The 18,811-nt window shown below is 53.7% G+C and carries 18 protein-coding genes; 5 read left to right on the top strand and 13 right to left on the bottom strand.

The window, feature by feature from the left end; all coding sequences use genetic code 11:
• The first annotated feature begins 85 nt into the window (after nt 1-85).
• On the top strand, nt 86-517 hold the full coding sequence (locus tag NG653_RS09255) for an RrF2 family transcriptional regulator (protein ID WP_252741415.1): 432 nt from the start codon (nt 86-88) through the stop codon (nt 515-517).
• Between the two features lie 122 nt (nt 518-639).
• On the top strand, nt 640-1,134 hold the full coding sequence (locus tag NG653_RS09250; protein WP_252741414.1) for an RrF2 family transcriptional regulator: 495 nt from the start codon (nt 640-642) through the stop codon (nt 1,132-1,134).
• Between the two features lie 36 nt (nt 1,135-1,170).
• Here NG653_RS09250 and nrdD read toward each other — a convergent pair whose 3' ends face one another.
• The 3 genes from nrdD to NG653_RS09235 form a co-directional block, all read right to left on the bottom strand.
• Nucleotides 1,171-3,045: an anaerobic ribonucleoside-triphosphate reductase gene (gene nrdD / locus NG653_RS09245; RefSeq protein ID WP_252741413.1), complete on the bottom strand. Its 1,875-nt coding sequence runs from the start codon at nt 3,043-3,045 to the stop codon at nt 1,171-1,173.
• Nucleotides 3,042-3,500, bottom strand: coding sequence for an anaerobic ribonucleoside-triphosphate reductase activating protein (nrdG, locus tag NG653_RS09240; protein WP_252741412.1), 459 nt, complete (start codon nt 3,498-3,500; stop codon nt 3,042-3,044). The genes nrdD and nrdG overlap by 4 nt, the downstream gene beginning before the upstream one ends.
• Before the next feature lie 196 nt (nt 3,501-3,696).
• The gene (locus NG653_RS09235) at nt 3,697-6,039 is read right to left on the bottom strand and encodes a nitric-oxide reductase large subunit (RefSeq protein ID WP_252741411.1); all 2,343 of its coding nucleotides are present in this window, start codon (nt 6,037-6,039) and stop codon (nt 3,697-3,699) included.
• Between the two features lie 136 nt (nt 6,040-6,175).
• Here NG653_RS09235 and ric point away from each other — a divergent pair, with 136 nt between their 5' ends.
• Nucleotides 6,176-6,898, top strand: a complete 723-nt coding sequence (gene ric, locus NG653_RS09230; RefSeq protein WP_252741410.1) for an iron-sulfur cluster repair di-iron protein — start codon at nt 6,176-6,178, stop codon at nt 6,896-6,898.
• Between the two features lie 129 nt (nt 6,899-7,027).
• Here ric and NG653_RS09225 read toward each other — a convergent pair whose 3' ends face one another.
• The 8 genes from NG653_RS09225 to NG653_RS09190 are packed head-to-tail and all read right to left on the bottom strand — an operon-like array spanning nt 7,028 to nt 14,118.
• Nucleotides 7,028-8,137, bottom strand: coding sequence for an ABC transporter permease (locus NG653_RS09225; RefSeq protein ID WP_252741409.1), 1,110 nt, complete (start codon nt 8,135-8,137; stop codon nt 7,028-7,030).
• 1 nt (nt 8,138) lies between these two features.
• Complete coding sequence (locus tag NG653_RS09220; protein ID WP_252741408.1) at nt 8,139-9,245, bottom strand: ABC transporter permease; 1,107 nt, start codon at nt 9,243-9,245, stop codon at nt 8,139-8,141.
• Nucleotides 9,246-9,258: 13 nt separating this feature from the next.
• Entirely contained in the window at nt 9,259-9,987 is a 729-nt protein-coding gene (locus NG653_RS09215; protein WP_252741407.1) for an ABC transporter ATP-binding protein, read from the bottom strand.
• Nucleotides 9,984-10,889: an ABC transporter ATP-binding protein gene (locus tag NG653_RS09210; protein ID WP_252741406.1), complete on the bottom strand. Its 906-nt coding sequence runs from the start codon at nt 10,887-10,889 to the stop codon at nt 9,984-9,986. The genes NG653_RS09215 and NG653_RS09210 overlap by 4 nt, the downstream gene beginning before the upstream one ends.
• Nucleotides 10,886-11,275, bottom strand: a complete 390-nt coding sequence (locus NG653_RS09205; RefSeq protein ID WP_252741405.1) for a hypothetical protein — start codon at nt 11,273-11,275, stop codon at nt 10,886-10,888. The genes NG653_RS09210 and NG653_RS09205 overlap by 4 nt, the downstream gene beginning before the upstream one ends.
• A 3-nt stretch (nt 11,276-11,278) precedes the next feature.
• Entirely contained in the window at nt 11,279-12,190 is a 912-nt protein-coding gene (locus NG653_RS09200; protein WP_252741404.1) for an HlyD family secretion protein, read from the bottom strand.
• A gap of 24 nt (nt 12,191-12,214) precedes the next feature.
• Nucleotides 12,215-13,519 (bottom strand): TolC family protein, encoded by a 1,305-nt coding sequence (locus NG653_RS09195; protein WP_252741403.1) that lies wholly within the window; start codon nt 13,517-13,519, stop codon nt 12,215-12,217.
• On the bottom strand, nt 13,516-14,118 hold the full coding sequence (locus NG653_RS09190) for a TetR/AcrR family transcriptional regulator (protein WP_252741402.1): 603 nt from the start codon (nt 14,116-14,118) through the stop codon (nt 13,516-13,518). Before NG653_RS09190 ends, NG653_RS09195 begins: the two co-directional genes overlap by 4 nt.
• A 187-nt stretch (nt 14,119-14,305) precedes the next feature.
• On the opposite strand from NG653_RS09190, the gene NG653_RS09185 reads away from it, so the two are divergent.
• Nucleotides 14,306-14,713: a hypothetical protein gene (locus NG653_RS09185; RefSeq protein ID WP_252741401.1), complete on the top strand. Its 408-nt coding sequence runs from the start codon at nt 14,306-14,308 to the stop codon at nt 14,711-14,713.
• 54 nt (nt 14,714-14,767) lie between these two features.
• Nucleotides 14,768-17,029 (top strand): TonB-dependent receptor domain-containing protein, encoded by a 2,262-nt coding sequence (locus NG653_RS09180; protein ID WP_252741400.1) that lies wholly within the window; start codon nt 14,768-14,770, stop codon nt 17,027-17,029.
• Nucleotides 17,030-17,099: 70 nt separating this feature from the next.
• On the opposite strand, the gene nadA is transcribed toward NG653_RS09180, so the two are convergent.
• Both nadA and NG653_RS09170 read right to left on the bottom strand, forming a co-directional pair.
• Nucleotides 17,100-18,080: a quinolinate synthase NadA gene (gene nadA, locus NG653_RS09175; RefSeq protein WP_252741399.1), complete on the bottom strand. Its 981-nt coding sequence runs from the start codon at nt 18,078-18,080 to the stop codon at nt 17,100-17,102.
• A gap of 283 nt (nt 18,081-18,363) precedes the next feature.
• A complete protein-coding gene (locus tag NG653_RS09170) occupies nt 18,364-18,738 on the bottom strand; it encodes a group III truncated hemoglobin (RefSeq protein WP_252741398.1) in 375 nt (124 codons plus the stop codon).
• Nucleotides 18,739-18,811: the final 73 nt, after the last annotated feature.

Genomic DNA, 18,811 nt, shown 5'->3' with positions numbered 1-18,811 from the left:
AAGGGAAAAACATGATATAAATCATAAATAGGATAAAAACATCTTTTAATCTTCGCACAGAATCCAAACAGGTAAACCAGGTCCAGTGATCTCAAAAACCGCGAAATACGCTATCAAGGCCGTCATCTATCTGGGGTTGCATTCCAGCGAATCTCACAAGATTCTTACTCGGGATTTGTATGAGAAGATCCAGGTATCCGAATCCTACCTGGCGAAAATCTTACAGGAGTTGTCCCGGCATAATATCATTTCCTCTGCTAAGGGAAGGAATGGGGGCTTCTACCTGACCAGGGACAATGGGGACCACACGCTCATGGACATTGTACGGGTGCTCGATGGCGGACAATATGTGGATTCCTGTGTTTTGGGGATAAGCCAGTGCAATGCGGAACACCCCTGTGCCCTGCACGACAAGGTGGGCAAAGGCAAAACGGAATTCAACCGGGTACTGGAAGAAACCCGGGTTAGCGAGCTTATTGCCGACCTTCAAGAGGGGGATGCATATTTTCCCCTCTGACCCTGCAAATAAAACGAACCCCTGCGGTATGCCGTACCCCCGCCCGTAACAAATAGTACCTTTATTGCATTCCAAAACCTGAGAAAGCGATCTTTTTATTACCTTGGGCTCCAAAAGCGCCAATGCTCTCCAGCGCCTGCAAATATGCCATCAGGGCCATGCTTTACCTGGCCCTCCACAGCCGGAAAGACCGGAAGATCGGAGTTAAGGAAATCGGGGAAACCCTGGGGATCCCCAAACCTTTCCTGGCCCAGCTTTTCAGGACCCTGACTACCAATGAACTGGTTTCTTCCATCAAGGGTCCAGGGGGCGGGTATTTCCTTACCGGGGAAAACAGGCAGCGGACCGTTTGGGATATCGTGCTGTGCATCGACGGCCCGTCAAAATTCGATGCCTGCTTTTTGGGGTTGGATAAATGCGACGACCAAAATCCCTGCCCGGTGCATTATGCAGTAGGGCCGTTCAAGAAAAAAATCCTGGCTGATTTCAGGTTTAAATCCATAGACATGCTGGCCGGCGAAATCGCTGAGAAAGGTACCCTGATCTCCCTCAAAGGACTGGACCTCATGCCCCGGGCATCAGGGACTGGCGAATCCGGACACCAGTCCCTACCCTGATCATCCCTGGAAATTATGTTTTCTTACAACCTTCCGTCAGGGATGGGTGGTCACACGCGTTGTGCCGGGGATGGCCCCCTGCTTTAGCCGCGCTGCTTCCAGGGTGACCGCCCGCTCGCTTCCCATGCGAGGGCGCTGCTGCAGGTGGTAATGCCGCAGGAGGTGTTCTTTTTGCCGGCCTGAACTGAAGGCCGAAACCCGCTTCAGGTAGCCGATGACCCGGGTGGCATGGTCGACGTCTTCAGAGCCGCAATCCATGCACTCATAAAGGGTTCGCTTGTCGATGTGGGTGCACGAATTGCAGATGGTGATGCGGATGTTGAAACAAAAATAATTGCACCCCGCCCGTGCCGCGGCGTGGATCAGTTTTACAAAGCCCTCCTGGTCCGGGGCCTCTTCCAGATTCAGGTGCAGGGCGGAGCCGCCGTCGAGGTGCTCGATGAGTTCTTTCCCGTGCAACATGATTTTGTCGAGTATATTGATCGATTCATCCTCCACGGCGTAGAAGTAGGAATTGTAGCAATCCCTGGGCACAAACAGCCCGTCGGCCCGATCCCATTTGGCATTTTTGACCCCCAGGTTTTCGGCCGGTACGAATTCCGTGTTGAACATATAGCCGTACCGTTCCCGGGCGGCCCGGTTTTCCTTGTAAATGGCTTCCAGGTGGGTGGTGATGAATTGTTTGTAGGCGGGGTTGTTGCCCACCGGGATGCCCAGGCTCTCGGCCGCTTCCACCATGCCATTTACGCCAACGGTAAGGAATTGTTTATCCAGGGAAATGAATCCGGCCTGGTAGACGGGCAACATCCCTGCCCGGTCGTATTCCGCGATGAGTTCGCGGTAGGCCACCTGGTACTGATGCACCTTGCGTACTTCTTCCACGATGTCGGCCCCTTTCTGGACCAGGCGGTTCATGTTCAGGGTAATTACGTTGATCGATCCCGTGGCTACCCCCCCGGCCCCCAGGGAATAACTGAAGGTGTTGTCGCTGATCTCGTTGCGCAGGCGGCAGCAGGAAGCCAGGCTATCCGCATTTTCGGATTGATAGATGAAGAAGGAATTCCCCTCGCTAAGTTCGCGGGCACACAGCTCCGTAAACGCGACGTCTACAGGCTTTCCGTCTTTGATGAGCATGGCGGCCGTGACCACCGGAAAAGTAAGGACCGCTTTCTTGCGCTCTGCGTTGAACCAGGCCAGGAAGAATTGTTGCAGGGCCCTGACGCTGTCCCAGAGGGGCCGGGTCATGTCGGGAAAGACAAACTCCCCGAACATGTTTTCGAAATAGGGCTGGTCGTAGAGCGAGATATTCCAGAAGACCGACTGGTAACCGCGGGCTGCGGCGGGCTGGTTGATGGCATAGACCACGTGCTGCAGGTGGTTTTCCACGGTTTTGGTATGGGTGCGGAGGTAATCGGGACCGTAGTCGAGCCGGGCGAAATGGTCAAAATACATGAGGAATTCCACCGTGGCCAGGGCCCCGGCAAATTGGGAACTCACCGCAAAGACCAGGTTGACGAACTCGCCGCAGAAACTCTCCAGGTGCTTTGGGGCCCGGCTTTCCCCCCCGACTTTGGTCAGGCCGTCGAGCAGGAAGGGGTACATGCTGATAGACACGCAATAGGGCTTCAGGGAAGTTTCATCGTGCACGTAGATTTCGTGGGACTCAATTTGCCGGAGGTATTCTTGCGAAAGGGACTCCCCAAACAGGGAAGCGATTTTTTGGCTTACCAGGGCCCGGTTTACCTGGATGTTGATGTCTTTGTTCAGCTCGGCCTCCATCGTGGCGATGTTCTTGGAGGTCACATTGGCATTGGCATCGAGTTTGGAGCCGTCGGCGGCATTTTGGGAATTCAGGTAATGGGAGATAAACGCAATTTTTTGGGAAAGTTGTTCTTCAGTAAGGCGGATCATAAGCGTGTTTTTTTATGGAATAAATGGTTCAGGTTCTTTTGGGTGGCCACTTCGGTAAAGCGCTGATTGGTGTCGGGGGACCCCAACCCGCCCCGGCTCGCGTCCCAGGGCCCGGTCTTGATCCAGGTCAGGTACCGGGCCAGGGATTCGGGGACGGCGTTGAGGCCGGTGTACAGGCAGGTTGCATATCCGGTTTCCTGCGCGTATTTCAGGAAGTCGGCAAGGGTGTTCGGATGCCATTCCCCACCCATGAACAGGACGCAGGTGGCAAAGCCCCGGTACCGGTACAGGATGTCTTTGTAGGTTGCGAAGGTCAGCAGCCTCCCGCTTCCTTCCTTCCAAAGAAAGGGTGAATGGCATCCTTCGCAGCGAAGGGGACACCCGGAGATGGTAAAACAAAGGCTCACCTCCCCCGGCACCTCCTGGAGGACCACATGAAAATCGTAACAATACATAAATAAATGATCAAATACTCATGTATAAAATTAATGGATGCTGCCCGGGACCTGTAAACTACCTTTGGGGGAGTTATCAAAAAAGTTATCAACAATATCTTGGAAACGGCTTGCCGGGAGCCCCTGAAAGGACCAGCCCCTGCGAATAAGCATCCGCAGGGGCAGGCAAGGGTTCATGGTCCGCCGGAGTTGTGCCCTACTGTCCCGGTTCGGTGACCAGTACGGAGACCGGTTTTTTCAGGGAGGTCACCCTGGAGACGACAAAATAGACCAGGGGCAATACTCCCCCCAGTAAAAAGAGGGTGGCGCCAATTGCCCGCAGCCAGGTCAGGACGGCAAAATCCCCTGCCAGTATAAAATCTTCGGAGCGGGCGAACCAAAGGCCGTGTTCCACCACCGATTGAAACTGCAATGCCCCTGCCGGGAGCAGGTCGAGCAGCACCATGAGCATCAGGCCCCCGTTGATGCCCCAGAATGAGAGTTTGACCACTTTTCGGTTCCACCGCTCCGGCCGGAGCAGCAGCCGGGTGGCAAACAGGAGGGCGGCCAGGGAAATGTTTCCATAGACGCCCATCAGGGCCGCATGGGCGTGGTTCACGGTCAGGTAGGTGCCGTGTTCGTAATAGTTCATGATGGGGAGGTTGATGATAATCCCCAGCACGCCGGCCCCGAAAAAGTTCCAGAAATTCACGGCGATGAGGAAGGAAAAGACCTCAGGAAACCCGAAATCGCCCAATTCGCTGGGGCGGATCCCGTTGAGGGCGATTTTGGGCATATTCTTGAATCTCCAGGCCTCCACTGTCAGTAAGATCAGGGGTACGAATTGTAAGGTGGAAAATACACTGCCCAGGGCCATGGTAGCTACCGGTTTCGCATTCCAGTAAAAATTGTGGGAGATGCCGAGCAGCCCGGTCCCCAGGAATAGCAGGGTGGCGATGTAGATGACCCGGATGGCCGCATTGCGGCTCACCAACCCCATGAAGACCATCAGGTAACTGACGATAACCGTGATAAAGACTTCGAAGAAGGCTTCCACCCACATATGCACCACCATCCACCGCCAGAAGTCGGCGATCACAAAGTTGGTTTCCGGACGGGCCACAAAGCCTGACAGGAACAGCAGTGGGATGCCAATGACCGAATACAGCATCCAGTTGGGGAGTTGCCAGTGTTTCCCGCGCTCCAGGCCCGGCCGGACCCCCCGGTAGACCACGATGCCCCACAAGATAAAAATTACCATGAGCAGGCCCTGGAAGGCCTTGCCGAAGTCCACGAATTCCCAGCCCTGGTGTCCGAGTAAATACCACCATTCCCCGAGGTAGCCGAGCGGTCCCAGGATCATCCCGGCCAGGGACCCTGCCACCAGGACAAACAACAGGACGAAGAGCAGGTTGACCAGGGCCAGCTGGCCAGGCACTTCGGTTTTGGACAGGATCGGCAGGACAAAGATGGAAGAGGCAATCCAGCAGGTCGAAATCCAGTAGAGCGAAAGCATCAGGTGCCAGCTCCGGGAGAGGGTAACCGGGAACCAGGCCGCCAGGTCCAGGCCCAGGTAGGCCGCATAATCGATGAATTCATTGATGGTGACAAAGCCCGAGAGTACCTGGACCAGGAACAGCACTATGGCCACCACGAAAAATTTATAGGAGGCCCTTTGGGTGGGGGTGGGCTGGAACCGGCCCACCCGCGACAGGGTGAGCAATTCCCGTTGTGCTGGTTTAAAGAATTTGTTGGAGAGCTGGTTATATTGCCCGATAAAGTACAGGACCACCCCACAGGCCAACACAAAGGCCAGCAGGCCGAAAACGCTCCAGAGGATCACCGGGGAAGTCGGGGTATTACCGGCCTGGGGGTCATAGGGCCAGTTGTGGGTATAACTGAAGGGTTCTCCCGGCCTTTCCGTGACGCAAACCCAGCTGCCCCAGAAGAAGAAGCTCGCCAGGTCCCGGATTTCGGATTCATTAGTGAGGTAATTCCTCAGGGACGAGCCTTTGCGGGAGGGTTTTTCGATAAAGAAGTCGAGGTAGTAATTTTTTAGCGCCTCAAGGGCGGTCACATAGGCAGGGCTTAAAACCACTAGATTGTCCGTTGCATCCACCGTATTTTCCTTCAGTTCCTGCCGGACCTGTTCGGCGATGATTTGCTGCTCCGGGTCGGTAAGGGGCCTTCCCAGCCGGCGCTCTTCTGCCTCCCGGTAAAATGCGTTCATCGAGCGGGTTACCTGGTGGAGGGCTTCGGCCGTGAAATCGGGCCCGCGCTGGGCCCCGTCCCCGAAAAAGGAACCGTACTCCATAAGGGCGTACTTATGGAAGACTACCTGGCCGCGTTCAATAGCGGCCTGGTCGATAAGCACGGTGCCCTCATCGGTTTTAAACCCGGCCATGGGCGGGGCGTCGTTATAGGTCTGGAAGCCGATCATCCCCACGCCGGCAAGGCTGATGACCAGGATAAACACCAGGGGTCCCCACCAATTTTTGGGGTTCATGAAATAATCGATGCTCTTTTTGATTCCGGTTGGGTTCTCAACGGATGGATTCATAGGGGTAAAGGTTAAGGCCTCAGCAGGTTACCCGGTATAAACCCGGGGTTGGGGTCAAAATAAATACATTTTTACTTAACAAAGGATTAATAGATCAAATAATATTTTATTACTTTTGACCTATAAATTCAAAATCATGAAACACCTACTCGATAAACCCATTGGCCAGATTGTCACTGAAGACTTCCGAACGGCCCAGGTTTTTAAACAACACAACATTGATTTTTGTTGCAAAGGCCATCACAGCCTCTCCGAAGTCGCCTCCAGGAAGGCCCTGGATACGGACCAGATCCTGTCCGAGCTCGAAAGGGTGGTGGCCGGGCAGGCTGAAGGCATCCCGGATTTCAAGTCCTGGTCGCTCGATGTACTGGCAGACCATATCGAAAAGAAACACCACCGGTATGTGGAAGAGAAGATCCCTGTGCTGAAGGCTTTTTTAGAAAAACTCTGCAACGTCCATGGCCAGAGACACCCCGAATTGTTTGAAATTACCGGGGCCTTTAACGCCTCTGCGGGCGAACTTACCATGCACATGAAAAAGGAGGAGTTGCTATTGTTCCCGATCATCCGGAAAATGGTTAAGGCCTCAAAGGAGGGGACACCCCCGCCCGCGGCACCATTCGGAACGGTCGGCAACCCCATTCGGGTGATGATGGAGGAGCATGAAACCGAAGGGACCCGCTTTGAAGAAATCCGTGCGTTGAGTAACGGGTATACCCCTCCAGAAGACGGATGTACCACCTACAGGGTCACTTTTTCCATGTTGGCTGAATTTGAAGGAGACCTGCACCAACACATCCACCTGGAGAACAATATCCTCTTTCCGGGGGCGGTGGAACTGGAGGAGACGCTCTCCTGACCAAACGACGTTGCCAGGAACACCCCTTTTGGAAGGGCCGGTTTGCGGGCCCGACCGACGGGGGTGTTTCATTATATCCGATATTTAAGGCATTCCGGTCAGTCGGACTGTACTGGGTCCATGGAAAAACTAGGTTGTTTTTCTGTAGCTCCATACCGCCATAACATTCATCAGTACTGCATAGAGAAAGGTTTTGAGCATGGGGAGGAGGACATCTGAAAAATCAGACCCCTTTAACATGACCATCCTCATGATTTCAACAAAGTATTTCACCGGGTTCAGCTCGGTAAGCACCCGGGCCCACTCCGGCATACTTTCTATCGGGGTAAACAGGCCGCTCATCAGGATAAAGATCACCACAAAAAACCAGGCTATAAACATGGCTTGCTGCTGGGTATCGGTAAAGTTGGAAATGAACAGGCCCATTCCAAGGATGACCAGGAGGTAAATGGAGGTGTAGCCATACAACAAAAGCAAACTCCCCAGCATGGGTACGTTGAAGATCAGCCGGGCCAGAATCAGCCCTATGGTCAGCAGCCCCATGCCAATGATCCAGAAGGGAAGGAGTTTTCCAATGATAAAATGGATTTTCCTGATTGGGGTAACGTTGATTTGTTCCAGGGTGCCGATTTCCTTTTCACGGACGATATTCATGCCCGAAAGGAAAAGCGTAATCATGGTTACCAGGAGTACTAAAATCCCCGGGACCATGAAGGTTTTGTAGTTTAACGTCTGGTTATACCAAAATAAGGGGATGTTCTCGATGCGGGCAGTGCCTGGCGGAACCCTTACCTCCACCGCCAGGTCCTTATTATAGGCTTGCACGATTTGGTTGATGTACACGCTTTCCACCCCGGCTGCGGCCCCGTCGATCGCATTGATGCCCACCCCAAGGGAGCCTTGTCTGCGCATAGTCAGCTCCTTTTCAAAACCGTCGGGTATTTCCAGTAGCACATCCACTTCTCCCTGTAACATGGCGGTGTTCCCCTGGGCTGCGTTGGGGAAGGCGAATAAAACCTCAAAATAAGGGGATGCGCTGAAGCGTTCCACCAACCCCCGGGAGGCGGTCGTCCTGTCGTGGTCGACATAACCAAAGGCAATATTTTTTATTTCGTAAGTGGCGGCATTGGACAGGATGACCAATTGCAGCAGTGGCAGCACAAAAATGATGGGGAGCATCCCTTTGTTTCTGAAGATTTGCCTGAACTCCTTGGAGATGATATAGAAGATAACCCTCATGTTATTCCAGTCGTATTTTATATTTCTTCGCGCTTAACCCGATAAAAAACAAGGTCATTCCGGCCAGGATCAGGGTTTCTTTCCACAAATAGGCGAACCCGACCCCCTTGAGCATGATGCCTTTCACGATTACGATGAACCATTTGGCGGGGACGATATGGCTGATCAGCTGCAGGGGAAGGGGCATGCTTGAAATGGGAAAAATAAAACCGGACAACAGGATAACGGGCAACATCAGGCCCATCAGCGAGACCATCATGGCCGTTTGCTGGGTGGCCGAAATGGTCGAAATCAGGATCCCGAGGGCCAGGGATGTGACGATGAATAAAATGCTCTCCAGCGCTAACAGGAACAGGCTTCCGTTTACCGGCACACCAAACACAAAAATGCTGAGGACCACAATGACCACCGCGTTGGTGATGGACAAAAAGACATACGGAAAAACCTTCCCAAGGATGACCTGCAAGGGTTTTAAGGGGGAAACCAACAGGATTTCCATGGTGCCCTGTTCTTTTTCCCGGGTGATGGAAATACTGGTCATCATCGCCGAGACGAGCATCAGGATCACGGTCATTACCCCCGGGACAAACATGTAAACGCTTTTCAATTCCGGGTTATACAACATCCTGACCTCGGATACGACCTGGTATTCGGGCTCTACCACCCGACGGGTTTCCTGTTGGTAGGATTGCAGGATGGAGGCGATGTAGTTGCTGACCGTACTGGCCACGTTGGGATCCGTGGCATCTGTGACCACCTGTATTTTGGCCCGTCCGGGTTGAATCAGTTTTTTACCAAAATCCGGTTCAAAATACAGGACAGCCTTCACCTTTCCTTTCCGGAAAACCGGGGCAATTTCAGACTCGCTATCGAGGAATTGCTCGATACTGAAGTATTCCGAAGCAGCTATTTTATTAATGATCTCTTTGGTGGTATCATCTTTGGAACGGTCCAGAATGGCCAGGTCCACATTGTTGATTTCATTGGTGATGGCAAAGCCAAACAGCATGATCTGGGCCACCGGCATCCCGAAGAGGATAAACAGGGAGCGCCTGTCCCTGAAGATATGGCGGAATTCCTTTAGAACGAAACCGGTAAAACGTTTCATAGGCGTGAATACATTATCCCCTGGCCAGTTTCAAGAACACGTCATTCATGGTGGCGGCCTCAAAGTGTTGTTTCAGGTTTTTCGGGGTGTCAAGGGCTTCAATTTTCCCGTTTACCATGATGGAGACCCGGTTGCAATACTCGGCTTCATCCATATAATGGGTAGTCACGAACAGGGTGGTACCGGCATGCGCAGCTTTGTAGATCATTTCCCAGAACTGCCTCCGGGTGATGGGGTCCACCCCTCCCGTGGGTTCATCCAAAAACACGATTTGCGGATCGTGGAGCATGGCCACGGAAAACGCCAGTTTTTGCTTCCATCCCAAAGGCAGGGAGCCCACCAGCGATTTTCCCACGGCGCCCAGGCCCAGGTCTTCGATCAACTGTTTGGATTTTTCCTGTATCCGTTTTCGGGACAATCCGTAGATGCCCCCAAAGAAGGTAATGTTTTCCCTGACCGTCAGGTCGTCGTACAGGGCGAACTTCTGGCTCATATAGCCTATGTTTCGCTTTATCGCTTCCGACTCGGTGTGGACATCGAAACCCGCAACCGTAGCCTGCCCGGAACTGGGTTTCAGGATGCCGATGAGCATTTTCATGGCGGTAGTCTTCCCGGCTCCGTTGGCCCCCAAAAAACCAAAAATCTCCCCTTTTTTCACCTCAAAGCTGATCGCGTTTACCGCAGTGAACGTCCCAAAGGTTTTCGTCAGTTCCGAAACTGTTATGGCGTTTTCGTTTTTCATGGTTTTGCCAGTTCCATAAAGGTGTCCTCAATAGTGGGTGCTGTTTCCTCGATGTGGATTTCGGAAAGGTTATGGGCTTCCAGGAAGGTTTGTAATTCCCCGGAGTCAAAATCCATGCGGGTATCGGTGTAGTGCACGTATTCCCCGAACGGATAAACACTATGCCTGTGGGGATAGGCTTTCAGGGTTTCGATGAGCAGGTACATGTCGTGTGCCCCTACTTTGTAAATGGGTTTGGGATAATGCCTGACGATCGCTTCCGGGGTATCGATTTCCAGGATTTTCCCATCCTGCATCAGTGCGATCTGGTCACACAGGGCCGCCTCATCCATATATGGGGTAGATACCAGTATAGTTATGTCCTTTTCCTGCAGCCGTTTCAGCATTTCCCAGAATTCCTTGCGTGAAACCGGGTCTACCCCGGTGGTGGGCTCATCCAGGAACAACACTTTCGGCCGGTGGATCAGGGCGCAGGAAAGGGCCAGTTTCTGTTTCATCCCCCCCGATAACTTGCCTGCCCTGCGGTCCTTGAAGGGTTCAATTTGCACATAGATGTCTTTTATCAAGTCGTAATTTTCGGCGATAGTGGTCCCAAAAATGGTCGCAAAGAACTCCAGGTTTTCTTCCACGGTAAGGTCCTGGTAGAGGGAAAACCTCCCCGGCATGTAGCCGACATGGCGCCTGATTGCATTAAGGTCGCGTACCACATCGTACCCGGCCACCCGGGCATTTCCCCTGTCGGGCAGTAACAATGTGGTCAGGATTCGAAACAAGGTGGTCTTTCCCGCCCCATCCGGGCCAATCAGCCCGAACAGCTCTCCCGACTTGACCTCGAAAGAAATGTTGTCCAGGGCATTCACCTGGCCATAGGATTTGTAAATTTCGTGTACCTGAATGCTCATGGTTTCTCAATTCGTTTCCCTGCCTGTTTCCCGGAGGGCCCCTGGAGCAGCAACACCAAAATCAGGGACCAGGCCGCCACCCGGAAAATCATGGCCCCGATGCTTTCGTCCGCGGCGGTGTCGTTGAAAAAATACAGAGCACCCAGTACCGCGGCATGTAGGGCGAGGATCAGGCCGGCGAGGCCCCGGGCCAACCCCGGGCGCTTCCAGATCAGCACGGCGGTCACCAGGGAAAGCACCCCGGCAATAACGTTGTACGCGACCAGGGCCCTGATCACGGGATAATCCACTTCCCGCAGGCCCAACAGGACCGTTGAGCCGGCCAGGATGGCCAGGATGCCCAGTCCCCCGGCCAGGAGGGTTGCGATGATTTTAGCAGTTTTCATGGCTTATTTGGAATTAGTGCCCGCCCGGGCGTCCCGGATCCACATCTCCCCCGGCATTCCGATTTTCAGGCTCCCGTCGTTGACGACCCTGACCTTAACCGCGTAAACCAGATTCACGCGTTCATCCCGGGTCTGGATGATCTTTGGGGTGAACTCGGCCGTATCGGAAATCCATGAAATAAGACCCGGAAAGCTTTTTTGCCCTTCCCCATCGTCAATTTTCACGGAAACCTGTTGCCCGACTGCGATGGAAGCCAGCTGGGTTTCACTGATATAGATGCGGAGTTCCATGGTACTCAGGTCGGCAATTTTGTACAACGGCTTGCCAAAGGCCGTAATTTCATGGGGTTCGGTAAATTTGGCAAGCACGGTTCCCGCTATGGGGTTTCTGATGACGCTTTTGTCGATCTGGTCGTCCAGCTGGCGTATTTGCGCCTCGATGCCCTTGACCTCGTTTATAATCGGGGCATTCTGGGTCTCCACACTTCGAATCTGCTGTTTTAATACCTCGAGCTGGCCATTGATGTCGTCCAGTTGTTTCCCAGTGGCGGCGTTTTCGCGGATCAGGTTGGTAATCCGCTGTTGATCGTTTTGGGCCACCTTTAACTTTTCCAGGAGCACTTCCCGCTGGGAGAGTACGTTGCGCGATTTGGAACTCACCGTGTTTTTGATCGCTTCCAGCTGGTCGCGCCGGAGCGACAATTGAAGGGTGTCGATTACCCCCACCACGTCATTCGCGCCCAGCACCTGGCCTTCCTCCGCGTTAAAAAACAGTATTTTTCCGTGGGCTTCCGCCGAAACTGTAATCTCGGTAGCCTCAAAATTCCCGTACCCATCGGCCCTGTCTGCATTGCTGGAACAGGAAAGGGAAGCGGCCAGGGAGAAGAGTAGTAGAACGATGCCTGTGTTTTTCATGGGATTTAAAATAATAGGATAGCTTTAGAACGATTTTGAATAGGATCCCTCAGCGAGCTGGTAGTGGATCTGTTTCTGCAACAACTGCAACTGGCGCAAGGTTTGGTGGTTCCTGGCTTCGTACAGGTTGGTGAATTCCACGATATACGCCGAGGAAGTTATGACGCCATTCTTCAATTGGGACGCCGCGCTGTGCACGATTTTCTCCTGCAGCGCGATGATTTCCCCATCCAGGATGAGGGCTTGTCGAAGTTTGTCGATTTCCGACTGAAGATCGGCCAGTACCATCCGGGTTTGCAGGTCAAAGGTTTCTTTTTCTGCTTCGATGAATTCCTTATTCAGCTGCTGCGATTGTTCTTCTTTTTGGGTTTTGTTCCAGTCAAACAGGTTCCATTGTACCCGCAGCCCGGTGATAAAGAAGGTGTTGAAGGAATTGTCGAGCATATTCAGGCCGGGGTTTCCGTAACCTCCCTGTGCAAACGCGTTTATTTTGGGCAAATTCGACTTCGTGAGCACTTCCGTGGAGCGGTCGATTTTATCCTTTTGCAGCTCGAACAGGGCCAGTTCGGGCCGGCTCAATTCCTGAGCGGGCGTAAAAAAGACCTCCGGACGCTGGAGCGCCACGTCTTCGGGCAAGGCCGTGCCGATCAGGAGCGAAAGCCGGTCCAATACGCCTGTACGGGAAAAATCCAGATCCGAAAACTGCTGCTGGACCTTCAGGAGTTCCACTTCGAGGGCATCTGCAGAAGCCGGAAGCAAGGCGCCGAAGCGCACCCCGGCCCTGACCTCTTCCAGTTGGGATTCGAGTTGCGTTTGCTTGGACTCCAACAATTTTTTCCTTTCCTGTAACAGCAAGGCAGACAGGTAGAGTTCTGTCACCTGGGTTTTAAGCGTATACAGGGTTACCGCGACCTCTTGCTGGTTCACCCGGGTGGCCGCTGCGCTTAGTTTTTTCGATGCACTGATACGTCCGCCGTCATATAGCAACTGGTTCACCTCGAGGGAAGCGCGGTACTGGTCCTTGTTTGGGGGCTCGATGGAAACATTGGGAATGGCCAGGGGCACCCGGGTCACCTCAGACTGATACGTGGCCTGGGCGTTGAGGTCCAGTTTTGGCAGCCGGTCTTTATCGAGCGCCTCGAGATCGAGCGCCAATTGATCTTCGTAAAGGGTCGTATTCCCAGCGAGCGGATATTGCACGGCGACCTGTTCAAAACATTGGTCCAGGGTCAGGGAAGATTGGGCCGCCAGCGGGATGGGGAGCATCAGCAGGAACCCGGCTCCGGCGATACTCCGGAAGGATCGTATTGGTTTTCGTAAGGCCCTCATACTTTGATGTTTTCGATTATCAATTGGGAGATCATAGTTTTTCGTTCCTCCATAAGCCTGTCAAATTCGCCGTCGGGAAGCTCCAACAGCACCGTGAGCATGGATTTTGCAACAAAGGGAAAGGCACAGAGCGACAGCAGGTCGATCAACAAGTGTTTCGGATGGATCCTTTTGATGGTTCCCGCACTGATCTCCCCTTCAATTTGTTTCAGGAACGGCACAGGATTGGGCCTGCCCTGGTGCGAGAGGAACGTGTTGACGAATTCGGGGTTGTTATTCAATTCCTGAATGATGAAACTAGGTAAAAAGGGGTTTTCAATGATGAAATCGATATAGCCCGACACGAATGCCTCAATCTTTTCAAAAAGGGGTTCCTCCGAGGCAAAGATGAGGTTCAGTTGGGGGGCCAGCTTCGCAAAGGCACCCATGAAGACCGCTTCGAACAATTGCTGTTTGCTGCGAAAGTAATAATGCAACATCGCCTTATTGATGTTGGCCTCATCGGCGATTTCCTGCATGCGCGCCCCTGCCATGCCCTTTTTTTGGAAAACGGAAATAGCCGCCTGCAAGATGCGTTTTTCGGTGTCTTTGTCCTTCATTAACCAAATAGATTAACCAAATGGTTAACAAAGATAATGTTTTTATTTTCACCCGGAGGAAAAAGGTTTTGAATTTTCATGCAGGCCATGCCGGTGCCTGGCGAAGCCCCCTCTTTTTAAAAGACAAAAACATCTTTATATGATAATTGTCATATCCACCCGACGCCGACCTTCCTAATTTTGGCTTGTGAAAAACTTCGCCCTCGCCATCTTAGCCCTCTGGATGACCCTCAGGCCCCTTTGGCCGCTGGCGGAGTACGTGATGAATTACGAGTATATCGCCACGGTCTTGTGCGAAAACCGGGAGGTGCCCGAAATGCAGTGCAACGGGAAGTGCTACCTCTCCAAAATGCTGGCCCGCGAACAGGCACAGGATCCCGAAAACCCCTTTGAATCCCCGTTGGCCAAAACCGACCACAGCCCGATCATCGCCGTGGAAATCCCCGGGTATTCCTTTCCCGGGCAGGAGTCCGGGTCGGATCCTTCCAGGCTGTTTTGGGGCGAATCCCAGTTACATACCTTCCTTTTTGTTTTTGAGGTGGTACAGCCCCCGGAAGGGCAGTACCGCACCCCCGGGCCCCTAGCGATCGGGTAAAGAAATCCCCCGGCCCTCTGATTTCCCAAGTTTCAATTTCTCAAAAACAAACCTATGAACCTTCTGTTAAGGAGGGTGTGGGTAGCGTGTGTGCTCCTGTTTCTCGGGGGTGTGCCTGCCCAGGCCCAACAAGAATCCGCCATCAGGCTCCTGGACCGCGAAACCGGGGCCCCTATTACCGACGCTACGTTTAAATACGGGGCCCTGCAAGGGGTGTCCGATTCCGGGGGGGTGATCTACCTCACCTACCAGGAGGGGACGTCCCTGGTTTTGTCGCACCTGAATTACGGGCAATGGGTGCTGGACAGCCCTGAGGTACTCGCCCTGATCGCAGAAAAAGTGCTCTATCGCTCCGAAATCCACGTGGACCTGTACCCGGTGACCGTAATTGCCCTGAGGCCCGAAAAACGGCCGGAGACCGAAATGGAACTCGATTACCGGGAGCGCCTGGCGCACGACGCGACCTCCATCCTGATGCAGGAACCGGCCATCAGCGGCATCCGCAAAGGGGGGAACTACGGCTTCGACCCGGTCTTCCGTGGCTTTAAATACGACCAGCTCAATGTGGTCCTGGGCGGGGCCCAGGGGGCCACGGCCGCCTGCCCCAACCGGATGGATCCGCCCACCAGCCAGATGGCGCCCAATATGGTGGAGCGGATTGAAATCCTCAAGGGCCCCCACGCGCTGCGATATGGCACAGGGTTTGGAGCGACCCTGAATTTTGTGCCTTCCCGGCTCCGGTTCTCCGAAGACCCCGATGTGTATGGCCGCATGTCCAACGGGATCGAAGCCAACGGTTCGGTCTTTCGCAACGAGGGCCAGCTCGGCTTCAGCGGGGAAAACCACGACCTCTCCTTCTTTGGTTCCTGGTCGCAGGGGAATGACTACACCTCGGGGGATGGAACCCAGGTACAGGCCGATTTCAACCGGGGCAGCTTTGGCGGAAATTTCGGGTTCAAATTCTCCGAAGACGACCAGTTGCGCCTGTCGGTCATTTATAACGTGGCCCGGGACGCCGATTTCCCGGCCCTGACCATGGACCTGCGCGAAGACGACACCTGGCTTATGAATGCCCGGTACGACAAGGTATTTAACCGGGAACACCTGACGTCGTGGAACACCACGGTGTTTGCTTCCTTTGTGAACCACCTGATGGACAACCGCCTCAAACCCCTCGACCCGCGGATGCTGAATGCCGAAACCGAGGCCACAACCTATAATTACGGGGGCCGGACCGAAGGGGTCTGGAATTTTAACAACAATACGCTGTACGCCGGGGCCGATTTCCGGGGCGAAGGGGCCGAGGGCACCCGGGTGCGGGAATTTTTAATGGGCCCCAACCAGGGGACGGTGGCCCGGGACAACGCCTGGCAAGACGGGTATATCTCCAAAGGCAGCCTGTTCGCGGAATACCAGCTGGCAGCAAAGGCCTGGCGTTATGTGGTTTCCACCCGGGTGGAACTGAATGTTTCGGGCATCAGCGACCCGGCCCCCGAGTTCCTTGCCGAATACGGGGATGGCAGTCAAACCCAGCTCAACCCCAGCCTGAGCCTGGGGGCCACCCGCACCTTTGGGGGCGGGTCCACCGTTGGGATCTGGCTGGCCAGGGCCCAACGCAGCGCAGGCCTGGCAGAACGGTTTATCAATTATTTCCCCATCGGCCAGGATCCCTATGAGCTGCTTGGCAACCCTAACCTGGATGCCGAGGTAAACTACCAGCTGGACCTCACCTACGCCTGGAAACGCAAGAACACCGAACTCGGGGTGGATGTCTTTATGGGATACCTCGATGAATTTATCTCCTCCGTCATCGACCCGGACCTTACCCCAAGGTTGCCGATGAGCCCGGGCGTGCGCCGGTTTGTGAATATCGACAATGCCTTTAAAACCGGTTTTGAACTCACCTGGACCCAGCGCCTCCTCCCGGAGCTCCAACAGCAGGTGGGGGTAGCCTACACCTATGCCCAGGACCTGGAGCGGGATGAACCCCTGCCGGAAATCGCCCCCATGGATTTGCGGTATACCCTGGCGGGAAGCTTTGTAAAAGGGCGGCTTACCCCGGAACTCGTCTTCCGGCACGTGCTGCGGCAGGGGAGGGTCTCCACGGAATTCGGGGAAACCGAAACCCCGTCTTTTTCCCTGCTCGATATCCGGGCCTCCTATCAGGTATCTGAGAAGGCCCGCTTTACCCTGGGGGTAAACAACCTGTTCGATGAAAATTACTACGAACACCTGAACCGCCCGGTCAGCGGCGGTATCCTCCCGATTTTTGCCCCGGGGCAGAATATCTTTGCGTCTGTGAATTTTACCCTGTAGGGAGTAGCGAAAACGAAGTCAATGTGCATAGCAAACCGGCAATTCCCCAAGCGGGGTTGCCGGTTTTTTTTCACACCGACAACTCCAGCATCCGTTCCAGGGATCGCATTGCTTTTGCCGCGAGCACTTCCGGAACGAGGATTTCAGGGGTTTCGTCCCGAAGGCAGTTTCGGATTTTTTCCAGCGTATTGACCTTCATAAAGGCACATTCGCTGCAGGCACAGGAATTGTCTTCTGCGGTAGGCACCGGGATCAGGCTCGCACTAGGTACTTTTTTCTGCATTTCGTGGAGAATGCCCGCTTCGGTGGCCACGAGGTATTTTTGCCGGGGCTGAGCCCTTACCCGGGCGATCATGCCGGCAGTAGAGCCCACGTAATGTGCAATGGTCAGGATGTGTTCCTCTGATTCCGGGTGGGCCAGTACCCGGGCATCCGGATGGGCTTTCAGCAGTTCCAGCAATTTGTCGATACTGAACGCCTCGTGTACGGTGCAACTTCCGTCCCAAAGCAGCATCTTCCTTCCCGTTTTTCGAATCAGGTACCGCCCCAGATTTTTGTCGGGCGCAAAAATTATCGGCTTTTCCGAAGGGATACTTTGGATGATTTTAAGTGCATTGGAGGAGGTACACACATAATCGCTCATCGCTTTCACCTCAGCAGAACAATTGATGTAGCTCACCACGGTATGCCCCGGATGCGATTCCAGGAATGCACCGAAGGCCTCCGGGGGACAGGATTGGGCCAGGGAACAACCGGCCTGCAGGTCCGGCAGCAGGACTTTACTCCGCGGGTTCAGGATTTTGGCCGTTTCTGCCATAAAGTGCACCCCGGCAAACACGATGATATCTGCCTCCGCCTTCGCGGCTTGTTGGGAAAGCGCCAGGCTGTCTCCGACAAAATCCGCTGCGTCCTGGATCTCCGGACGTTGGTAATAATGGGCCAGGAGGACAGCATTTTTGGTCTTTTTTAAATCCTTGATTTCTGCGGCAAGGTCCTGGTTTGAAGGGTTGTCCTTTATGGTGCTGAATGGCGCAAACAGGGGTAGGGTCATAGCGTTTTTCTTCAGGGTTGATTCAGGCGGCCGCAATACTGATCCTGAACCGTTGTTGATACGTCTTTGGGCCGCGAAGATCTGGGGTTGCCGGACAAATAAAAATGACTTTCGTTATAAACGATAAAATTATCAAAAAATATATTATTATGAAAATGACTTCCATACAGGGTCTGGGGCTGGCGACCCATCCCAGGGCATTCAGCTCCCCGGGTGCCCGTTAAAGGGCGTTCGGGCCACATGCCTCAGGGCAATGGTAAAACGGCAAGTGAAAAGGCAGGGTTTAGGCAGACTGGATTTTATGCAACATCAGGCGTGCGATGATTTCTGCCCGTGTTTTGGCTTCTTCAGCTTTGCGTCCTTCAAATAGGGCATCCACGGTTTCCCTGAATACCCTCAGCCATTCTTCAAACTCCTTTTCGGTAAGGGGGGTGCGTTTGCTCAGGGCCACGTGCTTTTGCATAGGGTTGCCGGAAAAGCTGTGTTCCCCCAGCAAAATGCTGCCCCAAAAATCGTACATCCTCGGCAGGTGCGATTCCCAGTGGACTTTAACCACGTCCTCGAAGATATAATTCAAAACCGGGTTTCGGCGGACCTTGTCGTAAAAGGAATTAACCAGGAATTCGATATCCTTTCGGGTTTCTATATCTGATTTCATGCGTAGTTTTTAATGGTTAGGATAACGCCCCCGTTTTGTTTAATAGCAGCCTGTAACTTGTACGTTACCCTTT

Source organism: Robiginitalea marina (assembly GCF_024006985.1).
Taxonomy (GTDB): Bacteria; Bacteroidota; Bacteroidia; order Flavobacteriales; family Flavobacteriaceae; genus Robiginitalea; species Robiginitalea marina.
Note: the sequence above shows the minus strand (reverse complement) of the source record. Positions and strands in the feature narration are given on the sequence as shown.

Excerpts from the sequence above, each read along its gene's own strand:
- NG653_RS09250 (WP_252741414.1), top strand. The coding sequence starts at position 640 with ATGCTCTCCAGCGCCTGCAAATATGCCATCAGGGCCATGCTTTACCTG.
- nrdD (WP_252741413.1), bottom strand. The coding sequence starts at position 3,045 with ATGATCCGCCTTACTGAAGAACAACTTTCCCAAAAAATTGCGTTTATC.
- nrdG (WP_252741412.1), bottom strand. The coding sequence starts at position 3,500 with ATGTATTGTTACGATTTTCATGTGGTCCTCCAGGAGGTGCCGGGGGAG.
- NG653_RS09235 (WP_252741411.1), bottom strand. The coding sequence starts at position 6,039 with ATGAATCCATCCGTTGAGAACCCAACCGGAATCAAAAAGAGCATCGAT.
- ric (WP_252741410.1), top strand. The coding sequence starts at position 6,176 with ATGAAACACCTACTCGATAAACCCATTGGCCAGATTGTCACTGAAGAC.
- NG653_RS09225 (WP_252741409.1), bottom strand. The coding sequence starts at position 8,137 with ATGAGGGTTATCTTCTATATCATCTCCAAGGAGTTCAGGCAAATCTTC.
- NG653_RS09220 (WP_252741408.1), bottom strand. The coding sequence starts at position 9,245 with ATGAAACGTTTTACCGGTTTCGTTCTAAAGGAATTCCGCCATATCTTC.
- NG653_RS09215 (WP_252741407.1), bottom strand. The coding sequence starts at position 9,987 with ATGAAAAACGAAAACGCCATAACAGTTTCGGAACTGACGAAAACCTTT.
- NG653_RS09210 (WP_252741406.1), bottom strand. The coding sequence starts at position 10,889 with ATGAGCATTCAGGTACACGAAATTTACAAATCCTATGGCCAGGTGAAT.
- NG653_RS09205 (WP_252741405.1), bottom strand. The coding sequence starts at position 11,275 with ATGAAAACTGCTAAAATCATCGCAACCCTCCTGGCCGGGGGACTGGGC.
- NG653_RS09200 (WP_252741404.1), bottom strand. The coding sequence starts at position 12,190 with ATGAAAAACACAGGCATCGTTCTACTACTCTTCTCCCTGGCCGCTTCC.
- NG653_RS09195 (WP_252741403.1), bottom strand. The coding sequence starts at position 13,519 with ATGAGGGCCTTACGAAAACCAATACGATCCTTCCGGAGTATCGCCGGA.
- NG653_RS09190 (WP_252741402.1), bottom strand. The coding sequence starts at position 14,118 with ATGAAGGACAAAGACACCGAAAAACGCATCTTGCAGGCGGCTATTTCC.
- NG653_RS09180 (WP_252741400.1), top strand. The coding sequence starts at position 14,768 with ATGAACCTTCTGTTAAGGAGGGTGTGGGTAGCGTGTGTGCTCCTGTTT.
- nadA (WP_252741399.1), bottom strand. The coding sequence starts at position 18,080 with ATGACCCTACCCCTGTTTGCGCCATTCAGCACCATAAAGGACAACCCT.
- NG653_RS09170 (WP_252741398.1), bottom strand. The coding sequence starts at position 18,738 with ATGAAATCAGATATAGAAACCCGAAAGGATATCGAATTCCTGGTTAAT.